The following is a 16,360-nucleotide window of genomic DNA, read 5'->3' as shown; positions in this document are numbered from 1 at the left end:
GCAAAGGACCGCTCTGATGTCGCGTTACTCCGCCACGGAAATCGAAGCAAAATGGCAGGAAGCCTGGAACAAGGCCGGGATCTTTCAGGCCAAGCGCAGCGGCGACAAGCCGAAATACTATGTGCTGGAGATGTTCCCCTACCCTTCGGGCAAGCTCCACATGGGTCATGTACGCAACTACACCATGGGCGACGTGATCGCGCGCTACAAGCTGGCCACGGGGCACAATGTCCTGCACCCGATGGGGTTTGACGCCTTCGGCATGCCCGCTGAAAACGCGGCGATGGCCAGCGGCGGACATCCGAAAGACTGGACCTACGCCAACATCGACACGATGGTCGAGCAGATGAAACCGCTTGGCCTGTCGCTGGACTGGAGCCGCATGTTCGCCACCTGCGATCCGGAATATTACGGCCAGCAGCAGGCGTTGTTCCTCGACTTCCTGGAAAAGGGGCTGGTCTACCGCAAGAACGCGGTGGTGAACTGGGACCCGGTCGACATGACGGTTCTGGCCAACGAGCAGGTCGAGAACGGCCGCGGCTGGCGCTCGGGCGCGCTGGTGGAGCGACGGGAGCTGACCCAGTGGTTCTTCAAGATCTCCGATTTTTCCGAAGAGCTGCTGTCGTCGCTGGATGATCTGGAAAACTGGCCCGCCAAGGTACGGCTGATGCAGGAAAACTGGATCGGCAAGTCGCGCGGCCTGCAGTTCGCCTTTGAGCGCACCGACGGTGGCGAAGCGATCGAGGTCTACACCACACGCCCCGACACGCTGATGGGCGCATCCTTTGTCGGCATTTCCCCCGATCACCCGATTGCCAAGCAGCTGGAAGCCGAATCGGAAGAGGTCGCGGCCTTTGTCGCGGAATGCCGCAAGGGCGGCACCACCGAGGAAGCCATCGAGACCGCCGAGAAACTGGGCTACGACACCGGCATCCGCGTGAAGCATCCGCTGAACCCCGACTGGGAGCTGCCGGTCTGGATCGCGAACTTCATCCTGATGGATTACGGCACCGGCGCGATCTTTGCCTGCCCGGCGCATGACCAGCGCGACCTCGACTTCTGCCGCAAGTATGACCTGCCGGTCACCAACGCCTTCTTCACCCTGGGCGATGACACCCCGGTGGCCGATGAGGCTCTGGTACCGCCGAAGACCGAAAAAGTCCGCTGGGTCGATCATTTTGCCGGGCTGACGGAGGCGACCGGCGAAGAAGCCATCAATGCCACGGTCGATTTCGCCGAGAAGGCCGGCTGGGGCAAAGGCGTGACCAAGTACCGGCTGCGCGATTGGGGCCTGTCGCGCCAACGCTACTGGGGGTGCCCGATTCCCGTGGTGCATTGCGACGCCTGCGGCGTGGTGCCGGAGAAGAAAGAAAACCTGCCGATTGCCCTGCCCTATGACGAGGGCGGCAAGCCGATCGATTTCTCGGTGCCGGGCAACCCGCTGGACCGCCATCCGACCTGGCGCGACTGCGCCTGCCCGTCTTGCGGCAAACCCGCCAAGCGCGAAACCGACACGATGGACACCTTCGTGGATTCGTCCTGGTACTTCGCCCGCTTCACCGCGCCCCGCGCCGAGACCCCGACCGACATGGCCGAGGCCGAATACTGGATGAACGTCGACCAGTATATCGGCGGCATCGAGCACGCGATTCTGCACCTGCTGTATTCGCGCTTCTTTGCCCGCGCGATGCAGATCTGCGGCCACCTGCCGGAGAAATCCATCGAGCCGTTCGACGCCCTGTTCACCCAAGGCATGGTCACACACGCGATCTACAAGACCACGAACGATCAGGGGCGGCCCGTCTACCACTACCCTGAAGAGGTGGAGCTGCGCGACGGCAAGGGCTTCCTCAAGGATGGTACCGAGGTGGAGATCATCCCCTCGGCCAAGATGTCCAAGTCGAAGAACAACGTGGTTGACCCGCTGCACATCATTTCCTCCTTCGGAGCGGACACGGCGCGCTGGTTCGTGCTGTCCGACTCGCCGCCCGAGCGGGACGTGGAATGGACCGCTGCCGGGGCCGAGGCTGCCTACAAGCACCTCAACCGCGTGTGGAACCTGAACGACCGCATTGCAAAGATGGACCCGGATGCGCCGGGACAAGGCGACGAGGATCTGCTGCGCGAGATGCACAAGGCCATCCGGGACGTGACCCTGGGTGTCGATTCCTTCGGCTTCAACGCCGCCATCGCCAAGCTGTATGCCTTCACCAACACGCTGGCCAAATCCAAGGCCAGCGCCAAGGTGCAGAAACAGGCCATCATGACGCTGGCCCAGTTGATGGCCCCGATGACCCCGCATCTGGCCGAAGACATCTGGAGCCACCAAGGGGGCGAAGGTCTTTGCGCGACAGCCCCCTGGCCGGTCGCGGACGAGGCGATGCTGGTCGAGGACACCGTCACCCTGCCGATCCAGATCAACGGCAAGCGCCGCGGTGAAATCGAGGTCGCCAAGGATCTGGACAAGGCAGAGGTTGAAAAACTGGCGCTCGCGCACGAAGCTGTGCAAAAGGCGCTGAATGGCGGCGCTCCGAAGAAGATCATCGTGGTTCCGGGCCGGATTGTGAATGTCGTTGCTTAATCTCCGCTCCCTGCTGTTGGCGCTGCCGCTTCTTGCGGCCGCCTGCGGCTTCAGCCCTGTCTACAGCCCCGGTGGCTCGGGCGCGGCGCTGCATGGCCAGATCGCCGTCCAAAGCCCCGAGGCCATCCGCGGGGCCAGCGGCACCGACGCCTATTTCCTGGTGCGCAGCCTGGAACAGAGACTGGGCCGCGGCGGCAGCGCCTATCAGCTGGACCTGACCCTGCGCACCAGCGAAGAAGGCCAGGCCATCACCGCCGACAACGACATCACCCGCTACTCCGTTCTGGGGACAGCCGACTTCGTGCTGACCCGAAACGCTGACGGCAAGGTGGTTGCCAGCGGTACGGTCAACAACTTCACCGGCTATTCCGCCACCGGTTCAACCGTCGAGACATTGGCGGGTGAACGCGACGCGCGTGAGCGGCTGATGGTCATTTTGGCCGATCAGATCACGGCCCGGATTCTGGCCACCGCGGACCTGAGCACGGCGGCGGAATGAAGCTCTCCCCGCGCGAGGCAGACAGCTATTTCGCCAAGCCGGATCCTGGCAAGACCGGCCTGTTGATCTATGGGGCCGATGCCATGCGGGTGTCGCTGAAACGCCAGCAGGTCCTGGCCGCCCTGCTGGGCCCCGGTGCCGAAGAGGAAATGCGACTGACCCGCCTGCCCGGGGCGAACCTGCGCAAGGATCCGGCCCAGTTGCTGGACGCAATCAAGGCTGTGGGCTTTTTTCCCGGACGGCGAGCGGTCTTCGTGGAAGGCGCGAATGAGACCGCCACCCCTGCCATTACCTCGGCGCTTCAAGACTGGCAGCCGGGTGATGCGCAGCTCGTGGTGACCGCCGGGCAGCTCAAGGCCACCTCAAAACTGCGCAAGGCATTTGAGGGTCACAGTAACGCCTATGCCGTCGGCATCTATGATGACCCGCCGTCGCGCGCCGAGATCGAGCGCATCCTCGCCGAAGGCGGCATCCGCGACGTGCCCGGTGACAGCATGTCGGCGCTGACCGATATCGCCAATGACATCGGCCCCGGCGACTTCTCGCGGATGATCGACAAACTGGCACTTTACAAGCACGGCGACACCAGCCCGCTGACCCTCGAGGACATCGACGCCGTCGCCCCGCAATCAACCGAGGCAGCACTGGATGACATGCTGAACGTGGTCGCCGAAGCCCGCAGCGCCGAAATCGGCCCGTTGATGCGGCGGCTTCAGGCGCAAGGGACCAATGCCGTCACTTTGTGCATCGGTGCCACGCGGCATTTCCGAACTCTTTATACCATCGCTTCCGCCCCCGGTGGCCCGGCGCAGGGCATCGGCCAGTTGCGGCCGCCACTATATGGAAAGCGGCGCGACCGCATGTTACGGCAGGCGCAGAACTGGGGCGCGGACCGGCTGCAGACCGCGCTCACGATCCTGACGGACACCGACCTGCAATTGCGCTCCGCCGGGCAGACCGCCCCTGCGCTGGCCCTGATGGAACGCGCCCTGATCCGCCTGTCGATGCTCGGTCGCAGCCGCTGACAGCGGCTTCTGAAACGCGGCCTCGACGCAGCGCTTGATCCGCTGCCTGTTCCTGCGCATCCTTGCCGCACAACAGAGGAGGCACGACATGTACACCGTCATCGGCATCCCGCAGACCCGCACCTTTCGCGTATTGTGGGCGCTCGAAGAAATCGGCACCGACTACGAGCTGCAACCGCACCCGCCACGCAGCCCTGAGGTTCAGGCGCTGAACATTTCGGGCAAGGTGCCGGTGCTACAGACGGACGGAGAGATCATCACCGATTCGACCGCGATCCTCACGTTCCTCGCTGATCGGCACTCGGATCTGACGGCACCGGCCGGCACGTTGGCGCGCGCCCGGCAGGACGCTCTGACCCATCTGGTGCTGGACGAGTTGGATGCGGTGCTGTGGACCGCCGCCCGGCACAGCTTCATCCTTCCGGAGGAGCGCCGCGTGCCTGAGGTCAAGGACAGTCTGAAGTGGGAATTCGCGCAGAGCCTCGACCGGCTGGCGGAGCGGATGAGCGGACCGTTTCTGACTGGCAAGGACTTCACCATCGCCGACATCATTTGCACCCATTGCCTGAACTGGGCGCGCAACGCCAAGTTCCCGGTCGAGAATGAAGCGATGCTGGACTATGGAAAACGCATGCGCGCACGTCCGGCGTTTCAGCGCGTAACGGCGCTGGTCAAGTAACGGTCAGCTCCCTGGCCCGCCCAGCGACCTGTCGCCAGACAGGCGGTCAAGAGATAGCCGCCTGTGGGCGCCTCCCAGTCCAGCATCTCGCCCGCGCAGAAGATGCCGGGCCGGGCCTTCAGCATCAGCGTGTCATCCACTGCTTCACGACGAACGCCGCCTGCCGTCGAGATCGCCTCGTCCATCGGGCGCAGCCCCTCGTGGCGCACCGGCAGCGCCTTGATCAGCGCCGCCAGATCCGCGGGATCCTGCGGCAGGGGGCGGGCAAACTCCTGCAACACGGCCATGCGCGCCGCCCCCAGCTTCAAGACCTTGCGCAAGTGATTGGACAGGCTCGCCTTGCCCTTCGGGCGCGACAATCGACGCGCGACCTCGGCTTCGGTGAAGTCCGGTAGCAGGTCGACATGCAACGCGGCACCTTCACGCACGGCGGCACAGACGGAATATACGCCGCCGCCCTCCAACCCGCGCTGGGAGATCACGGCTTCGCCCCGCGAGGACAGATTGCCTGCACGCAGGGCAATCCCCTTCAGCGGCTGGCCAAACTGCGCGGCCATATGGGCGGACCACGGCACCAGCACCCCTGCATTGGCCGGTTTGAAAGGCGCGAGCCCGACCTCTTGTTGCGCCAGCTTTGCAGCCCAGGCACCGTCCGACCCCAGCCGCGCCCAACTTGCGCCGCCAAGCGCCAGCACCGCCGTATGTGCAGCCACCTGCTGCCGCCCCTGCGGCGTTTCAAACGCCAACGTCAATGGCTGCCCCTGCGCCCAATCCATCCAGCGCCACCGAGTGCGGATCTGGACGCCGTTGCCCTCCAGCCTGGCCAGCCAGGCGCGCAGCAGCGGCGAGGCCTTCATGACCGTTGGAAACACCCGACCCGTGGAGCCCGTGAACAGTTCAATGCCCAGTCCAGTTGCCCAGTCCTGCACCGCCTGGGCATCACACTCCTGCACTATCGGTGCCAACCAATCCGCCGCCGCCCCGTAGTGGGCGATCAGCTGCGCGTAGGGTTCATTCTTTGTCAAGTTCAGGCCAGACTTGCCGGCCATCAGGAACTTGCGCGCGACCGAGGGCTTGGCCTCTGCGACCAGCACGCGATGCCCGGCACGGGCCAACTCCTCGGCGGCCATCAGCCCCGCGGGTCCGGCGCCCACCACCACTGCATCCCATGTTTCCGTCATGCCGTTTCCATGCCAATCTCTTGCCAGCGCTGCGCGCCTGCGCTTCCATTCCGCGTATCAGATCACAGAGGCCATCCCCATGCCCGATCCGGTCTGCCCGCTGTGCGGGCGCGACATTCCCGAAGATGCCCCGCAAAGCCTGCACCATCTGATCCCAAAATTGAAAGGAGGCAAGGGCGGCCCGACCGTGCTGCTGCACGACATCTGTCACCGTGAAATCCACGCGACACTGACCGAGGCCGAACTGGCCCGCAGTTTCAATACGCCCGAGGCGCTGCGAAGCCATCCCCGCTTGGCGAAATTCATCGCCTGGGTCCAGAAACGCCCGCCCGGCTTTCGCTCTCGCGTGCCCGGCAAGCGGCGGACACGTCCAGGCCGGGGCTAGGCGCGCTTTCAGCGGCAGCTCTGCAGGATGCCGCGCGCGATCTCCGGTTCGGCCGCCAGCGCATGGGCCAGCAGATCCTGCGCGGTGGACATCAGGTCCTCTGGTTCCACAATGCGGTCCACCAAGCCAAAATCATACGCCTCCTGCGCGGAAATCTTCTGTCCCGCCGCCAGCAGCAGCTTGGTGCGGGCCGGGCCGATCAAGGCCGCCATCCGCCCTGCATCCGACGGCTGCGGCAGGTAGCCGAGCTTCATCACCGGATAAAAGAATCGCGCGCCTGGCACCGCGATGCGCAGATCGCAGGCCAGCGCCATACCGTTGGCGCCGCCCGCCAAGGTGCCGTTCAGCGCAGCCACCTTCAGGCAGGGCAGCGCAGCCAGTGCCCCGGACAACCGCTCCCAGAGTGGCGAGGTTGCCAGGCCAGCATGCGCCTCCTCAAGATCGGCGCCGGCGCTGAACACCTTGCCAACGCCGGTCAGAATGAGCCCGCGTGCGGCCTGGGCACCCTCCGCAATCTCTGCCAGCTCCGTCAGCATCGCCGCGGTCAGCGCGTTCGCCTTTTCGGGCCGATTCAGGGTAACGGTCCACAGTCCGCTGTCGGCAACCTCCAGCTGGATCATATCAGTCCAACCCGCTTGCGAATGCCCTCATCCCGCAATGAGATCTCCTGGCCGATATGATCGTCGGCATCCGCGGTGCACATCCACAGCAGCGCCCGCGCGGGCCATTCGGCTGGAATGTGGTCTTCCCAGTTCAGCTCGCTCACCGGATTGATCCCGCTGGCCTTGATGTCGCGCTGCATCTGGGTCGCCACGGTCCCCGGCGACAGGCCCATTGCCCGGATGCCATTCGCGCGCTCCTCCAGATCCAGTGCCCGCGTCAGCATCGCCGCCCCAGCCTTGGAGGAGCAATAGGCGCTCCACCCTTCCAACGCATTATGTGCCGCCCCGGAACTGACCGTGATGATGGTGCCGCCGCCCGCGGGCTTCATCAGCGGCAACGCGGCCCGGATGCCGTTGAAGACACCGGTCAGGTTGATATCGATCAGCTTGGCCCAGGCCGCGGGGTCGGCGTCTTCCAGCCGCGCGATCGGCTCGATCACCCCGGCGTTGTTGATCAACACGTCCAGGCTGCCGAACCTCTGGTGCGCCTTGCCCAGCGCCTCTGTCACCGCGGCATGGTCAGACACGTCACAGGCCGCCACCAGCACGTTTCCGCCGATCTCTGCCGCAAGATCGTCCAATGCCTCTGCGCTCCTTGCCAGCAAGGCCAGATTGGCCCCGGCGGCCGCGAATTGCCGTGCGGCATCGGCACCAATACCGCGACTGGCACCGGTGATCGCCACCGTTTTCCCATTGAAATCCATAGCCTGTCCCTCCAAGTGACATTTTATCCAAGTGGTACTGCGCTTAGGGGGAACGGTCCAGCCCATGGCCCCCTTGACCGCAGCGGGCCTCGGGCCGACCATAAAAGCAATTATCTCTCAAAGAAGGGTTCTCGCATGTCCGTTTTTCTAGCGCGCGGTAGCGTCGCAGCGGCGATTTTGGTTGTTTCAACTCAGGCCGCACTGGCCGATCTCAGCGCCCAGGAGGTCTGGGAGGACTGGAAGGCATATCTTACCAGCACCGGATACGAGGTCTCGGGGACCGAAAGCCAATCCGGGAGCACCCTGATCGTCTCCGACATCTCGATGACCTTGCCCGTTCCCGAAGGCGACGTGGTCGGCACCCTCACCTTGCCAGAGATCAAGTTCGTCGAGAACGGCGACGGCACAGTCAACGTACTGCTGCCGCAGGAATTCCCCTTGGGATTCGAGTTTTCCGAAGAAGGTGAGGACTTTGCCGGCACGCTGATCTACGCGCATGACGGCAGTCCGATGAAGGTTGCGGGCGACGTCGGCAACATGAGCTACGACTACAGCGCCCCCAAGGTCAGCGTGACCCTGGACAGCCTGCGCGCCGATGGCGAGGCCATTCCCGCCGACGTCCTGAAGGCCCAGATTGTCTTGAATGACGTTGTCACCAAGACCGCAATGACGATTGGCACGGTGCGCGCCTACGACCAGAATCTGACCGCCTCCAGCCTCAGCTACGATTTTGCCTTCAAGGATCCGGAAAGCGACGATCACGGCGTTTTCAAAGGCATGCTTCAGGGCCTCGGCTTCAACGGCACCAGCACCGTGCCCGTCGATGTCGACAGCGGCGACATGCAAGCCCTGCTGGCCGCCGGGTTCGCCTTTGACGGCGCCTTTACGTTCACCGGTGGCAATGGCTCGGTCTCGGGCGCCGAAGGGCGTGAGACGTTCAGCATGGAAAGCACCTCCGAAGGTGGCGAAATTGCCGTCGCAATGGACCGCAAGCACCTGAGCTATGACCTGTCCCAGACGGGTGCGACGGTGAACATCTCCGGCTCCGACATCCCCTTCCCGCTCGCGCTCAGCATGGCGGAAGCCGGGATTAAGCTGATGCTGCCACTGGAAAAATCCGAGGACGAACAGGATTTCGCCCTGGGCATCACCCTGCGTGACTTTGCGGTGCCGGACATGCTGTGGGCCATGGTCGACCCCAACGGCCAGCTGCCTCGTGACCCGGCCACGCTGATCGTGGACCTCGCCGGCAAGGGCAAGGTCCTGTTCGACATGTTCGATCCCAAGGCCATGGAAGACGTGGAGAAGGGCAAGACCCAGCCAGGCGAGCTGAACGCGCTGACGGTGAAACAGTTGCAAGTCTCGGCGGCGGGCGCAGAGCTGACCGGAACCGGCGATTTCACCTTCAACAATGACGACCTGACCAGTTTTGACGGCATGCCGGCCCCGTCCGGCACGGCCAATCTGAAGCTGACAGGCGCCAACACGTTGATCGACAAGCTGATCCAGATGGGCCTGATGTCGGAGAGCGACGCCATGGGCGCGCGGATGATGATGGGCATGCTGGCAGTGCCGGGCGAGGGCGAGGACACGCTGACCTCGAAGATCGAGATCTCCGAGGACGGCCAGATCCGCGCCAACGGCCAGCGGATCAAGTAACCCAGGCCAGAGCGAACCATCGCTGTGGGGGGCTGCCGCGCGCAGCCCCCTTTTTTGCGGCCTGCTCTTGCGGCAGGCGGCCGCACTGGATAGCTCTTTTACAGAGCAGAACAGAAGGTGCCCATGACACAATCCCCCGAAGCGCTTTGCCACGCCCTGATCGATGCCGCCAAGAAAGCCGGTGCGGATGCCGCCGACGCGATGGCCGCAGAGGGCAGCTCTCTCAGCATTGAGGTCCGCAGCGGCAAACTGGAACATGCCGAGCGCTCCGAGGGAACGGATCTGGGATTGCGCGTGTTCGTCGGCAAGCGCCAGGCGTTGGTGTCGTCCTCCGATATGCGCCCCGAAACCATCTCCGCCATGGCCGAACGTGCCGTGGCGATGGCCCGCGAAGCGCCAGAAGACCCCTATGCGGGCCTTGCCGATCCGTCCCAGCTGGCGAAAGACTGGGATCTGGCCGCGCTGGAACTGGAAGATCCGGCGGCCGAGCCGGAGCCTGCCGCCCTGCAGGCGGATGCGCTGGCCGCAGAGGCCGCCTGCCAGGCGGTCGATGGCATCACCCAGGTTCAGTCCGCCGCCGCCGGCTATGGCCGCCACGCGGTGCATCTGGCCGCGACCAACGGCTTCTCCGGCGGCTACCAGCGCACCGGCCGGTCACTGTCCTGCACCGGCATCGCGGGCAGTGGCACCGGCATGGAGCGTGACTATGATGGCGATTCGCGCACGTTCCAGGCGGATCTGCGCAGCGCCGAGGATATCGGCCGCACGGCAGGCGAACGCGCCGTGGCCCGGCTGGGCGCGCGCAAGCCCAAGACCGGCAGCTTCCCGGTGCTGTTCGACGAGCGCATTTCCTCGTCCCTGATCGGGCATCTTCTGTCCGCCGCCAACGGTGCCGCGATCGCGCGCGGTTCGTCGTGGCTGAAGGATTCGCTGGGCAAGCAGGTGCTGCCCGACAGCCTCTCTGTAATGGAAGATCCGCACCGCCCGCGCATTTCCGGCTCGCGGCCGTTTGACGGCGAAGGCCTGGCAACCCGCCGCCGTACCGTGGTGGACAAGGGCGTGCTGACTGGCTGGACGCTGGATCTGGCCTCGGCCCGCAAGCTGGGGCTGGAAAGCACCGCCAACGCCGCCCGCGGCATCGGCGGCGTGCCCTCGCCCTCGACCTGGAACATCGCATTGACGCAAGGTGACGCCAGCCGAGAAGAGCTGCTCGCGCAGATGGGCACCGGGCTGCTGGTGACGTCGATGATCGGCTCGACCATCAACCCCAACACCGGCGACTATTCGCGCGGCGCCTCCGGCTTCTGGGTGGAAAACGGCGAGATTGCCTATCCGGTCAACGAATGCACCATTGCGGGCAACCTGCATGACATGCTGCGCAGCATCGTTCCCGCCAATGACGCGCGCCAACATCTGTCGACCGTGGTACCCTCGCTGCTGGTCGAGGGGATGACCCTTGCCGGCAACTGATCTCGACCTGCTGGTAGACGCCGCCAAACAGGCGGGCGACATCGCCTGCCGCTACACGGGGGCAACGGCCAGACGCTGGGACAAGCCGGACGGAACCGGACCGGTGACGGAGGCCGATCTGGCAGTCAACGCCATGCTGGAGGCCAAGCTGCAGCAGGCCAGGCCGGATTACGGCTGGTTGTCCGAGGAAACCGAGGACACATCTGACCGCCTGGGTCGCAACCGGGTCTTCATCATTGACCCGATCGACGGCACCCGCAGTTTCGCTGAAGGGGCCAGCACCTGGGCACATTCCCTGGCCATCGCAGAAGCGGGCGAGGTGATCGCAGCGGTCATCTACCTGCCGCAGCGCCAACTGCTCTACAGCGCGGCCAAGGGGCGCGGCGCGACGTGCAACGGTCAGCCGATCCGGGTTTCGCCGGTCGACGACCTGTCCGCCGCCGAGGTGCTGGCCGCCAAGCCTAGTCTGGTGGCGCAGAACTGGCAGAACGGCACGCCACCCGCCTTCATCCGCATGCATCGCCCCTCGCTGGCCTATCGACTGGCGCGGGTAGCTGACGGTCGCTTTGGCGCGATGCTGACGCTGCGCCCCAGTTGGGAATGGGACATCGCGGCCGGCGCGCTGATCCTGCAGGAAGCAGGCGGCGTCATCACCGATCGTGCCGGTGACAGGCTGCGGTTCAACAACGCGCAGCCCCGGTTGAACGGGGTGGTGGCGGGCAATCCGGCTTTGCACCACGAGATCATCACCGCGCTTGCGCCCGCGCAAACCGGCCCGACTGGACATTGAGCCCTGCGGCCCGTAAGCCGCGCGCAGCACCAGCAGCCCCCCACGGCTTGCAGATTTTCACAGACAGGGGCACGTGTTGCCGATACCTTTGGTCGGCAAAATCGGATCGAACCAGATGCAACGGCGAACCACAGGCACCCATCGGCATGCAAACCCGCAGCCCCGTCCCAAGGGTGAGCTGCTGTGGGTCCATGCGACCACGCCGGAACGCTACCAAGCGCTGTGTGATATCGGGCGCCGCCTGAAGTCTTTGCGTCCAGACCTCTCGGTTCTGGCAAGCTGGGATTCCGAGCTGCGTCTGACCGGGACCGTCGGATGCGATCTGCCGATTGGGCCGCTGGCCGAGGACACCACGGCCGAAACGCGGGCGTTCCTCGACCACTGGCAACCGGATGTCTGCATCTGGACCGGCCCGCCGACACGGCGCAACTTGCTGCGCCAGTTGCGTGAGCGGAATATCGGGGTCCTGCTGGCCGATCTGACTGAGGCCGAAGTTCCCAACCGCGCCAGCCGGTGGTTGCCCGACCAACGCAAGCGCCTGCTGGAAGGACTGAACTGCATCCTGACCCCGTCTCCGGCAGTGCAGGATACGCTGGTGCGGGCAGGCTACCCGGCGGAGAGGATCGAGATTGCCGGCCCCCTGCGGATGTCGGCAATTCCTCCCGGCTGCAACCATGACGAACTGACGGCCCTGCAACAGGCTCTCGGCAGCCGCCCGGTCTGGCTGGCAGCTCATGTAAAGCGCAGCGAACTGTCGGCCGTGCTGGACGCGCACCGCAAGGCCCTGCAGCTGCTGCACCGCTTGCTCCTGGTGGTTGCCATGGACAGCTATGACGATCTTGGCAAAGCCCGCCAACAGCTGCGCGACAGCGGCTTGTCGGTCGCCGACTGGGAGGCCGGGGAAACGCCGGAGGATCACAACCAGGTGCTGTTGGCCGATGGCGATGATCTCGGTTTGTGGTACCGCCTGTCCCCGGTTGCCCTGGTGGCCAGCAGTCTCAACCCGGCGGCCTTGGGACAGTCACCGCTGGATGCCGCGGCTTTGGGGTCAGCCATTCTGCATGGGCCGGGCATCCATGCCCACCGCGACCTTTATGAACGGCTGACCGCGGCCGGAGCCGCCCGCGCCATTGGCACGGAAGATGCGCTGAGCGATGCCGTGGTGGACCTGTCGGCGCCGGACAAAGCCGCCCGAATGGCGCTGGCGGGCTGGCAAAGCGTCACCGAAAGCGCCGCGACCACCGACACACTGATGGAAAAGGTCCAAGACCTTCTGGATCAACGCGAGGACAGCCATGCGGGCGCCTGACTTCTGGCACAAGCCACCGACCCAATTCGACCTGCGCGCGACGTTGCTGGCACCGGTCGGCCACCTCTATGCCCGGGCCACAGCCGCGCGGTTGGCCGGGGGCGTCCCGGAGAAGGTCGATGTCCCCGTGATCTGCGTCGGCAATTTGAACGCGGGCGGGACCGGCAAGACGCCCACGGTGATCTGGCTGCTCGAAACGCTGCGCGCCATGGGACACGAACCGCATGTGGTCAGCCGCGGCTTTGGCGGCTCCTTGCAGGGTCCCGTACAGGTCGACCCCGCCCGCCACAAAGCCGCGCAAACCGGCGACGAGCCCTTGCTTCTGGCCGCCTTTGCCGATGTCTGGGTTGCGCGCGACCGCGCCGCCGGGGCACGTGCTGCCACCGCCGCTGGCGCCACGGTGATCGTGCTGGACGACGGTTTCCAGAATCCCGCGCTGACCAAGGATCTGTCCCTGATCGTGGTCGATGCGCGGCAAGGCTTTGGAAATGGGCGCTGCCTGCCAGCAGGCCCGCTGCGCGAACCCGTGCCGACCGGCCTGAAACGCGCCGATGCCGTGCTGTCGTTGGGCGACACGGCTGCTCAGCACGACTTCCAGGCCGCCTGGGGCGCGCAGTTGCAAGCGCTGCCCCATTTCACCGGCGCGTTGGAGCCCTTGCAGACCGGGATGCCGTGGCACGGCACCCGCGTGCTGGCCTTTGCCGGCATCGGGCAGCCGCAGAAGTTCTTTGCCACCTTGCGTGGCCTTGGGGCCGAGATTGTCCGGGCGGAACCGCTGGACGACCACCAGCCCCTCACGAGCGCTTTGATGAGCCGATTGGAAAACGAAGCCGCCCTGCTGAATGCGCAGCTGGTCACCACCGAAAAGGATGCGGTCCGGCTCCCGGGAAGCTTCCGGCGCAAGGTCATAACCCTGCCGGTACGGCTGAAAATATCCGACGACGAGCGCCTTAAGCAGATGCTGCGTCAGGTGGCCCCCGTCCGCTGAAGGCGGGCGGGAGCGTAATGTCGAAGAACGGCGGTACCAAAGCGTGCGGCGACGCCGCCTGTCTCAGCCTTCCAGTTCGGCGTCGATAAGTTTCTTGAAGTCCGCGTAGGACTGATTGGAGATCTTCTCGCCGTTCAGGATGAACGAGGGCGTGGATTCGATGCCATGCTCGGTGGCGTTCTCCTGGTACCAGGTAACCAGGGTCTGTGCCTTTGTCCCGTCCTGCAGGCAGGCTTCCAGCTGGTCGTTCTCCAGTCCCGCCAGGCGGCCGATCTTGCGCAGTTCGTCAACGATTTCGCTTGCGCCACCAGCCCGCGCCCAATCCGACTGCCCCTTGTAGATCAGGTCGGTGATGCCGAAGAATTTCTCCGGTCCGTTGCACCGCGCAATCATCGAAGCCCACAGGCCGTAGCGGTCGAAATAGACCTCGCGGTAGATGAACTTGACCTTGCCGGTGTCGATGTAATCCGCCTTCAGCTTCTTGAAGGTATCATTGTGGAAGTTCGCGCAATGCGGGCAGGTGTAGGAGGCGTATTCGATCAGCGTGACCGGCGCATCCTCCGCTCCCAGCGTCATCTCGGTGATGGTCGAGGTATCGACTTCGGCTTCCTGCGCAATCGCAGCACCGACCAACGGGTTGTTCGGCAGGTTGCTCTGACTATTGAAGCCCGACAGGGCATAGCCCCCCGCAACAACCGCAACCGCGGCAAAGACACCAGTCATCAAACGGGTCATTTGAACCCCTTTCTTTGCGTTTTCTGTTTTGTCAGCACGTTGCGCCCAAGACGCTCAAGGGCGGCGCGCAGTTCTTCGTTTTCAACCACTTCGGCAACTTTGCTGGCCTCGGCCGCATCTTGCGGATCGGGCTGCAGCGGCGGTTGCACCTTGGGGGCGTACTTGAATTCAACGTGGCCGTCGGAAAATCCCGTCGGTGCCGTCTGGGTGATCCGCACCTTGGAGATCGCATTGAACCCGTAGACCGCATTCACCCGCTCGCGCAGGCGCTCCTTCTGCATTTCGAGCATGGGCGCATTCGCACCGGTGGTCAGCACCGTCAGTGTCGCGCCAAAGGAGCCACGCCCGTAACCGATGTTGACGGGCCGTGCTATCGCCGCCAGGTCCGGTCCGGCGATTTCTTCCCAATGGGTCAGCAACCGTGAGACCGCGAAGCCGCGGCTTTCGCCTGCCTTGCGGATCTGCTCGCTGAGGAGCTTTGAGGTCCGGGAAAACCCGCGTGTTGTGCTACGCCTGAATGCCATGCTCTAGCTTTTGCTCGACTGCCTGCCCTATTGTAAAGAGCCTCGGAGCAGGCACCAGCCAAACCATTGTCCAAGGAATAACGAATGCGTGACTTGAACGGCTGCTCGGGCAGTCTCAGCGATGAGCTGCTGGAGTGGTATGACCGCCATGCCCGCGACTTGCCCTGGCGTGTCTCTCCTGCAGCCCGCAAAGTCGGCGAACGCCCGGACCCTTACAGGGTCTGGTTAAGCGAGGTGATGCTGCAACAGACAACCGTCGCTGCGGTGCGCGACTACTTCCTGCGCTTCACCACACGCTGGCCCAGCGTTGCGGACCTGGCAGCCGCCGCGGACGCAGATGTGATGGCGGAATGGGCCGGGCTGGGCTACTACGCCCGTGCCCGCAATCTTCTGAAATGCGCACGCGTGGTCGCGGATGATCTGGGCGGCCAGTTTCCTGACAACCACGATGCGCTGCTGAAGCTGCCGGGAATCGGGCCTTATACCGCGGCAGCCATCGCCTCGATTGCCTTTGACGAACCCGTGGCGGTGCTCGATGGCAACGTAGAGCGCGTGATGGCGCGGCTGCACGACATCCATGACCCGCTGCCTGGCGCGAAGCCCCTGCTCCGCGACCATGCGGCCGCGTTGACGCCGGACGAACGTCCAGGGGACTATGCCCAAGCGGTGATGGACCTCGGCGCCACCATCTGCACCCCGCGCAAACCCGCCTGTGGCATCTGTCCCTGGCAAACCCCTTGTGCGGCGCGTAAGGCCGGTACCGCGCCGGATTTGCCGAAGAAGATGCCGAAGAAGCCCAAGCCGACCCGCCATGGAATCGTCTATCTGGCCCGCTCCGAGACGGGCACATGGCTGCTGGAGCGTCGACCGGACAAAGGGCTCCTTGGGGGAACACTCGGCTGGCCCGGCACCGACTGGACCGATGCGCCCACGCCCAATCCCCCGTTCACCGCAGACTGGCAGGAGCTCGACGGCGAAGTACGTCACACCTTCACGCATTTCCACCTGGTGCTGCGGGTGCAAAGCGCGCGGCTTCAGGCAGGCTTCAATCCGGCGCCCAATCAGGAACTGGTCCCCGAAGAAGCGTTTCGCGCCACCGACCTGCCCACGGTCATGCGCAAAGCGTATGAGCTGTACGCGAACCGTTAGGTCACGCGAGGTCGCTCTTG

General features: G+C 64.7%; 16 protein-coding genes. 11 read left to right on the top strand and 5 right to left on the bottom strand.

What is annotated here, in order from left to right; genetic code table 11:
* The first annotated feature begins 16 nt into the window (after positions 1-16).
* From leuS to AB9K35_RS23920, 4 genes are all read left to right on the top strand, one after another.
* Entirely contained in the window at positions 17-2,581 is a 2,565-nt protein-coding gene (leuS, locus tag AB9K35_RS23935) for a leucine--tRNA ligase (RefSeq protein ID WP_369930006.1), read from the top strand.
* Complete coding sequence (gene lptE / locus AB9K35_RS23930; RefSeq protein ID WP_369930004.1) at positions 2,568-3,080, top strand: LPS assembly lipoprotein LptE; 513 nt, start codon at positions 2,568-2,570, stop codon at positions 3,078-3,080. The genes leuS and lptE overlap by 14 nt, the downstream gene beginning before the upstream one ends.
* Positions 3,077-4,105, top strand: a complete 1,029-nt coding sequence (holA, locus tag AB9K35_RS23925) for a DNA polymerase III subunit delta (RefSeq protein WP_369930002.1) — start codon at positions 3,077-3,079, stop codon at positions 4,103-4,105. The genes lptE and holA overlap by 4 nt, the downstream gene beginning before the upstream one ends.
* Positions 4,106-4,193: 88 nt before the next feature.
* Positions 4,194-4,784: a glutathione S-transferase family protein gene (locus AB9K35_RS23920; RefSeq protein ID WP_369930000.1), complete on the top strand. Its 591-nt coding sequence runs from the start codon at positions 4,194-4,196 to the stop codon at positions 4,782-4,784.
* Here the strand turns inward: AB9K35_RS23920 and AB9K35_RS23915 are convergent.
* Positions 4,757-5,965, bottom strand: coding sequence for a TIGR03862 family flavoprotein (locus tag AB9K35_RS23915; RefSeq protein ID WP_369929999.1), 1,209 nt, complete (start codon positions 5,963-5,965; stop codon positions 4,757-4,759). The two genes, AB9K35_RS23920 and AB9K35_RS23915, sit on opposite strands and share 28 nt — an antisense overlap.
* Before the next feature lie 79 nt (positions 5,966-6,044).
* Between AB9K35_RS23915 and AB9K35_RS23910 the strand changes: the two genes are divergently transcribed.
* On the top strand, positions 6,045-6,350 hold the full coding sequence (locus tag AB9K35_RS23910; RefSeq protein ID WP_222454565.1) for an HNH endonuclease: 306 nt from the start codon (positions 6,045-6,047) through the stop codon (positions 6,348-6,350).
* Between the two features lie 8 nt (positions 6,351-6,358).
* Here AB9K35_RS23910 and AB9K35_RS23905 read toward each other — a convergent pair whose 3' ends face one another.
* Both AB9K35_RS23905 and AB9K35_RS23900 read right to left on the bottom strand, forming a co-directional pair.
* Positions 6,359-6,970, bottom strand: a complete 612-nt coding sequence (locus tag AB9K35_RS23905) for an enoyl-CoA hydratase/isomerase family protein (RefSeq protein ID WP_222454564.1) — start codon at positions 6,968-6,970, stop codon at positions 6,359-6,361.
* Entirely contained in the window at positions 6,967-7,716 is a 750-nt protein-coding gene (locus tag AB9K35_RS23900) for an SDR family oxidoreductase (RefSeq protein WP_369929995.1), read from the bottom strand. The genes AB9K35_RS23905 and AB9K35_RS23900 overlap by 4 nt, the downstream gene beginning before the upstream one ends.
* A gap of 135 nt (positions 7,717-7,851) precedes the next feature.
* Here AB9K35_RS23900 and AB9K35_RS23895 point away from each other — a divergent pair, with 135 nt between their 5' ends.
* The 5 genes from AB9K35_RS23895 (at position 7,852) to lpxK (ending at position 13,932) form a co-directional block, all read left to right on the top strand.
* Positions 7,852-9,375, top strand: coding sequence for a DUF2125 domain-containing protein (locus tag AB9K35_RS23895; RefSeq protein ID WP_369929993.1), 1,524 nt, complete (start codon positions 7,852-7,854; stop codon positions 9,373-9,375).
* 123 nt (positions 9,376-9,498) lie between these two features.
* Positions 9,499-10,845, top strand: a complete 1,347-nt coding sequence (locus AB9K35_RS23890) for a TldD/PmbA family protein (protein WP_369929991.1) — start codon at positions 9,499-9,501, stop codon at positions 10,843-10,845.
* Complete coding sequence (locus tag AB9K35_RS23885) at positions 10,832-11,635, top strand: inositol monophosphatase (RefSeq protein ID WP_369929989.1); 804 nt, start codon at positions 10,832-10,834, stop codon at positions 11,633-11,635. Before AB9K35_RS23890 ends, AB9K35_RS23885 begins: the two co-directional genes overlap by 14 nt.
* Positions 11,636-11,750: 115 nt before the next feature.
* Positions 11,751-12,944 (top strand): 3-deoxy-D-manno-octulosonic acid transferase, encoded by a 1,194-nt coding sequence (locus AB9K35_RS23880; RefSeq protein ID WP_369929987.1) that lies wholly within the window; start codon positions 11,751-11,753, stop codon positions 12,942-12,944.
* A complete protein-coding gene (gene lpxK / locus AB9K35_RS23875) occupies positions 12,931-13,932 on the top strand; it encodes a tetraacyldisaccharide 4'-kinase (protein ID WP_369929985.1) in 1,002 nt (333 codons plus the stop codon). Before AB9K35_RS23880 ends, lpxK begins: the two co-directional genes overlap by 14 nt.
* 63 nt (positions 13,933-13,995) lie before the next feature.
* On the opposite strand, the gene AB9K35_RS23870 is transcribed toward lpxK, so the two are convergent.
* Positions 13,996-14,667 (bottom strand): DsbA family protein, encoded by a 672-nt coding sequence (locus AB9K35_RS23870; protein WP_222454557.1) that lies wholly within the window; start codon positions 14,665-14,667, stop codon positions 13,996-13,998.
* Positions 14,664-15,191: a DciA family protein gene (locus AB9K35_RS23865; RefSeq protein ID WP_222454556.1), complete on the bottom strand. Its 528-nt coding sequence runs from the start codon at positions 15,189-15,191 to the stop codon at positions 14,664-14,666. The genes AB9K35_RS23870 and AB9K35_RS23865 overlap by 4 nt, the downstream gene beginning before the upstream one ends.
* An 84-nt stretch (positions 15,192-15,275) precedes the next feature.
* Between AB9K35_RS23865 and mutY the strand changes: the two genes are divergently transcribed.
* Positions 15,276-16,340: an A/G-specific adenine glycosylase gene (gene mutY, locus AB9K35_RS23860; protein WP_369929983.1), complete on the top strand. Its 1,065-nt coding sequence runs from the start codon at positions 15,276-15,278 to the stop codon at positions 16,338-16,340.
* Positions 16,341-16,360: the final 20 nt, after the last annotated feature.

Origin of the sequence: Leisingera sp. XS_AS12 (genome assembly GCF_041224635.1) — a bacterium.
Taxonomy (GTDB): domain Bacteria; phylum Pseudomonadota; class Alphaproteobacteria; order Rhodobacterales; family Rhodobacteraceae; genus Leisingera.
This window is presented reverse-complemented; position numbering and strand designations above follow the sequence as displayed.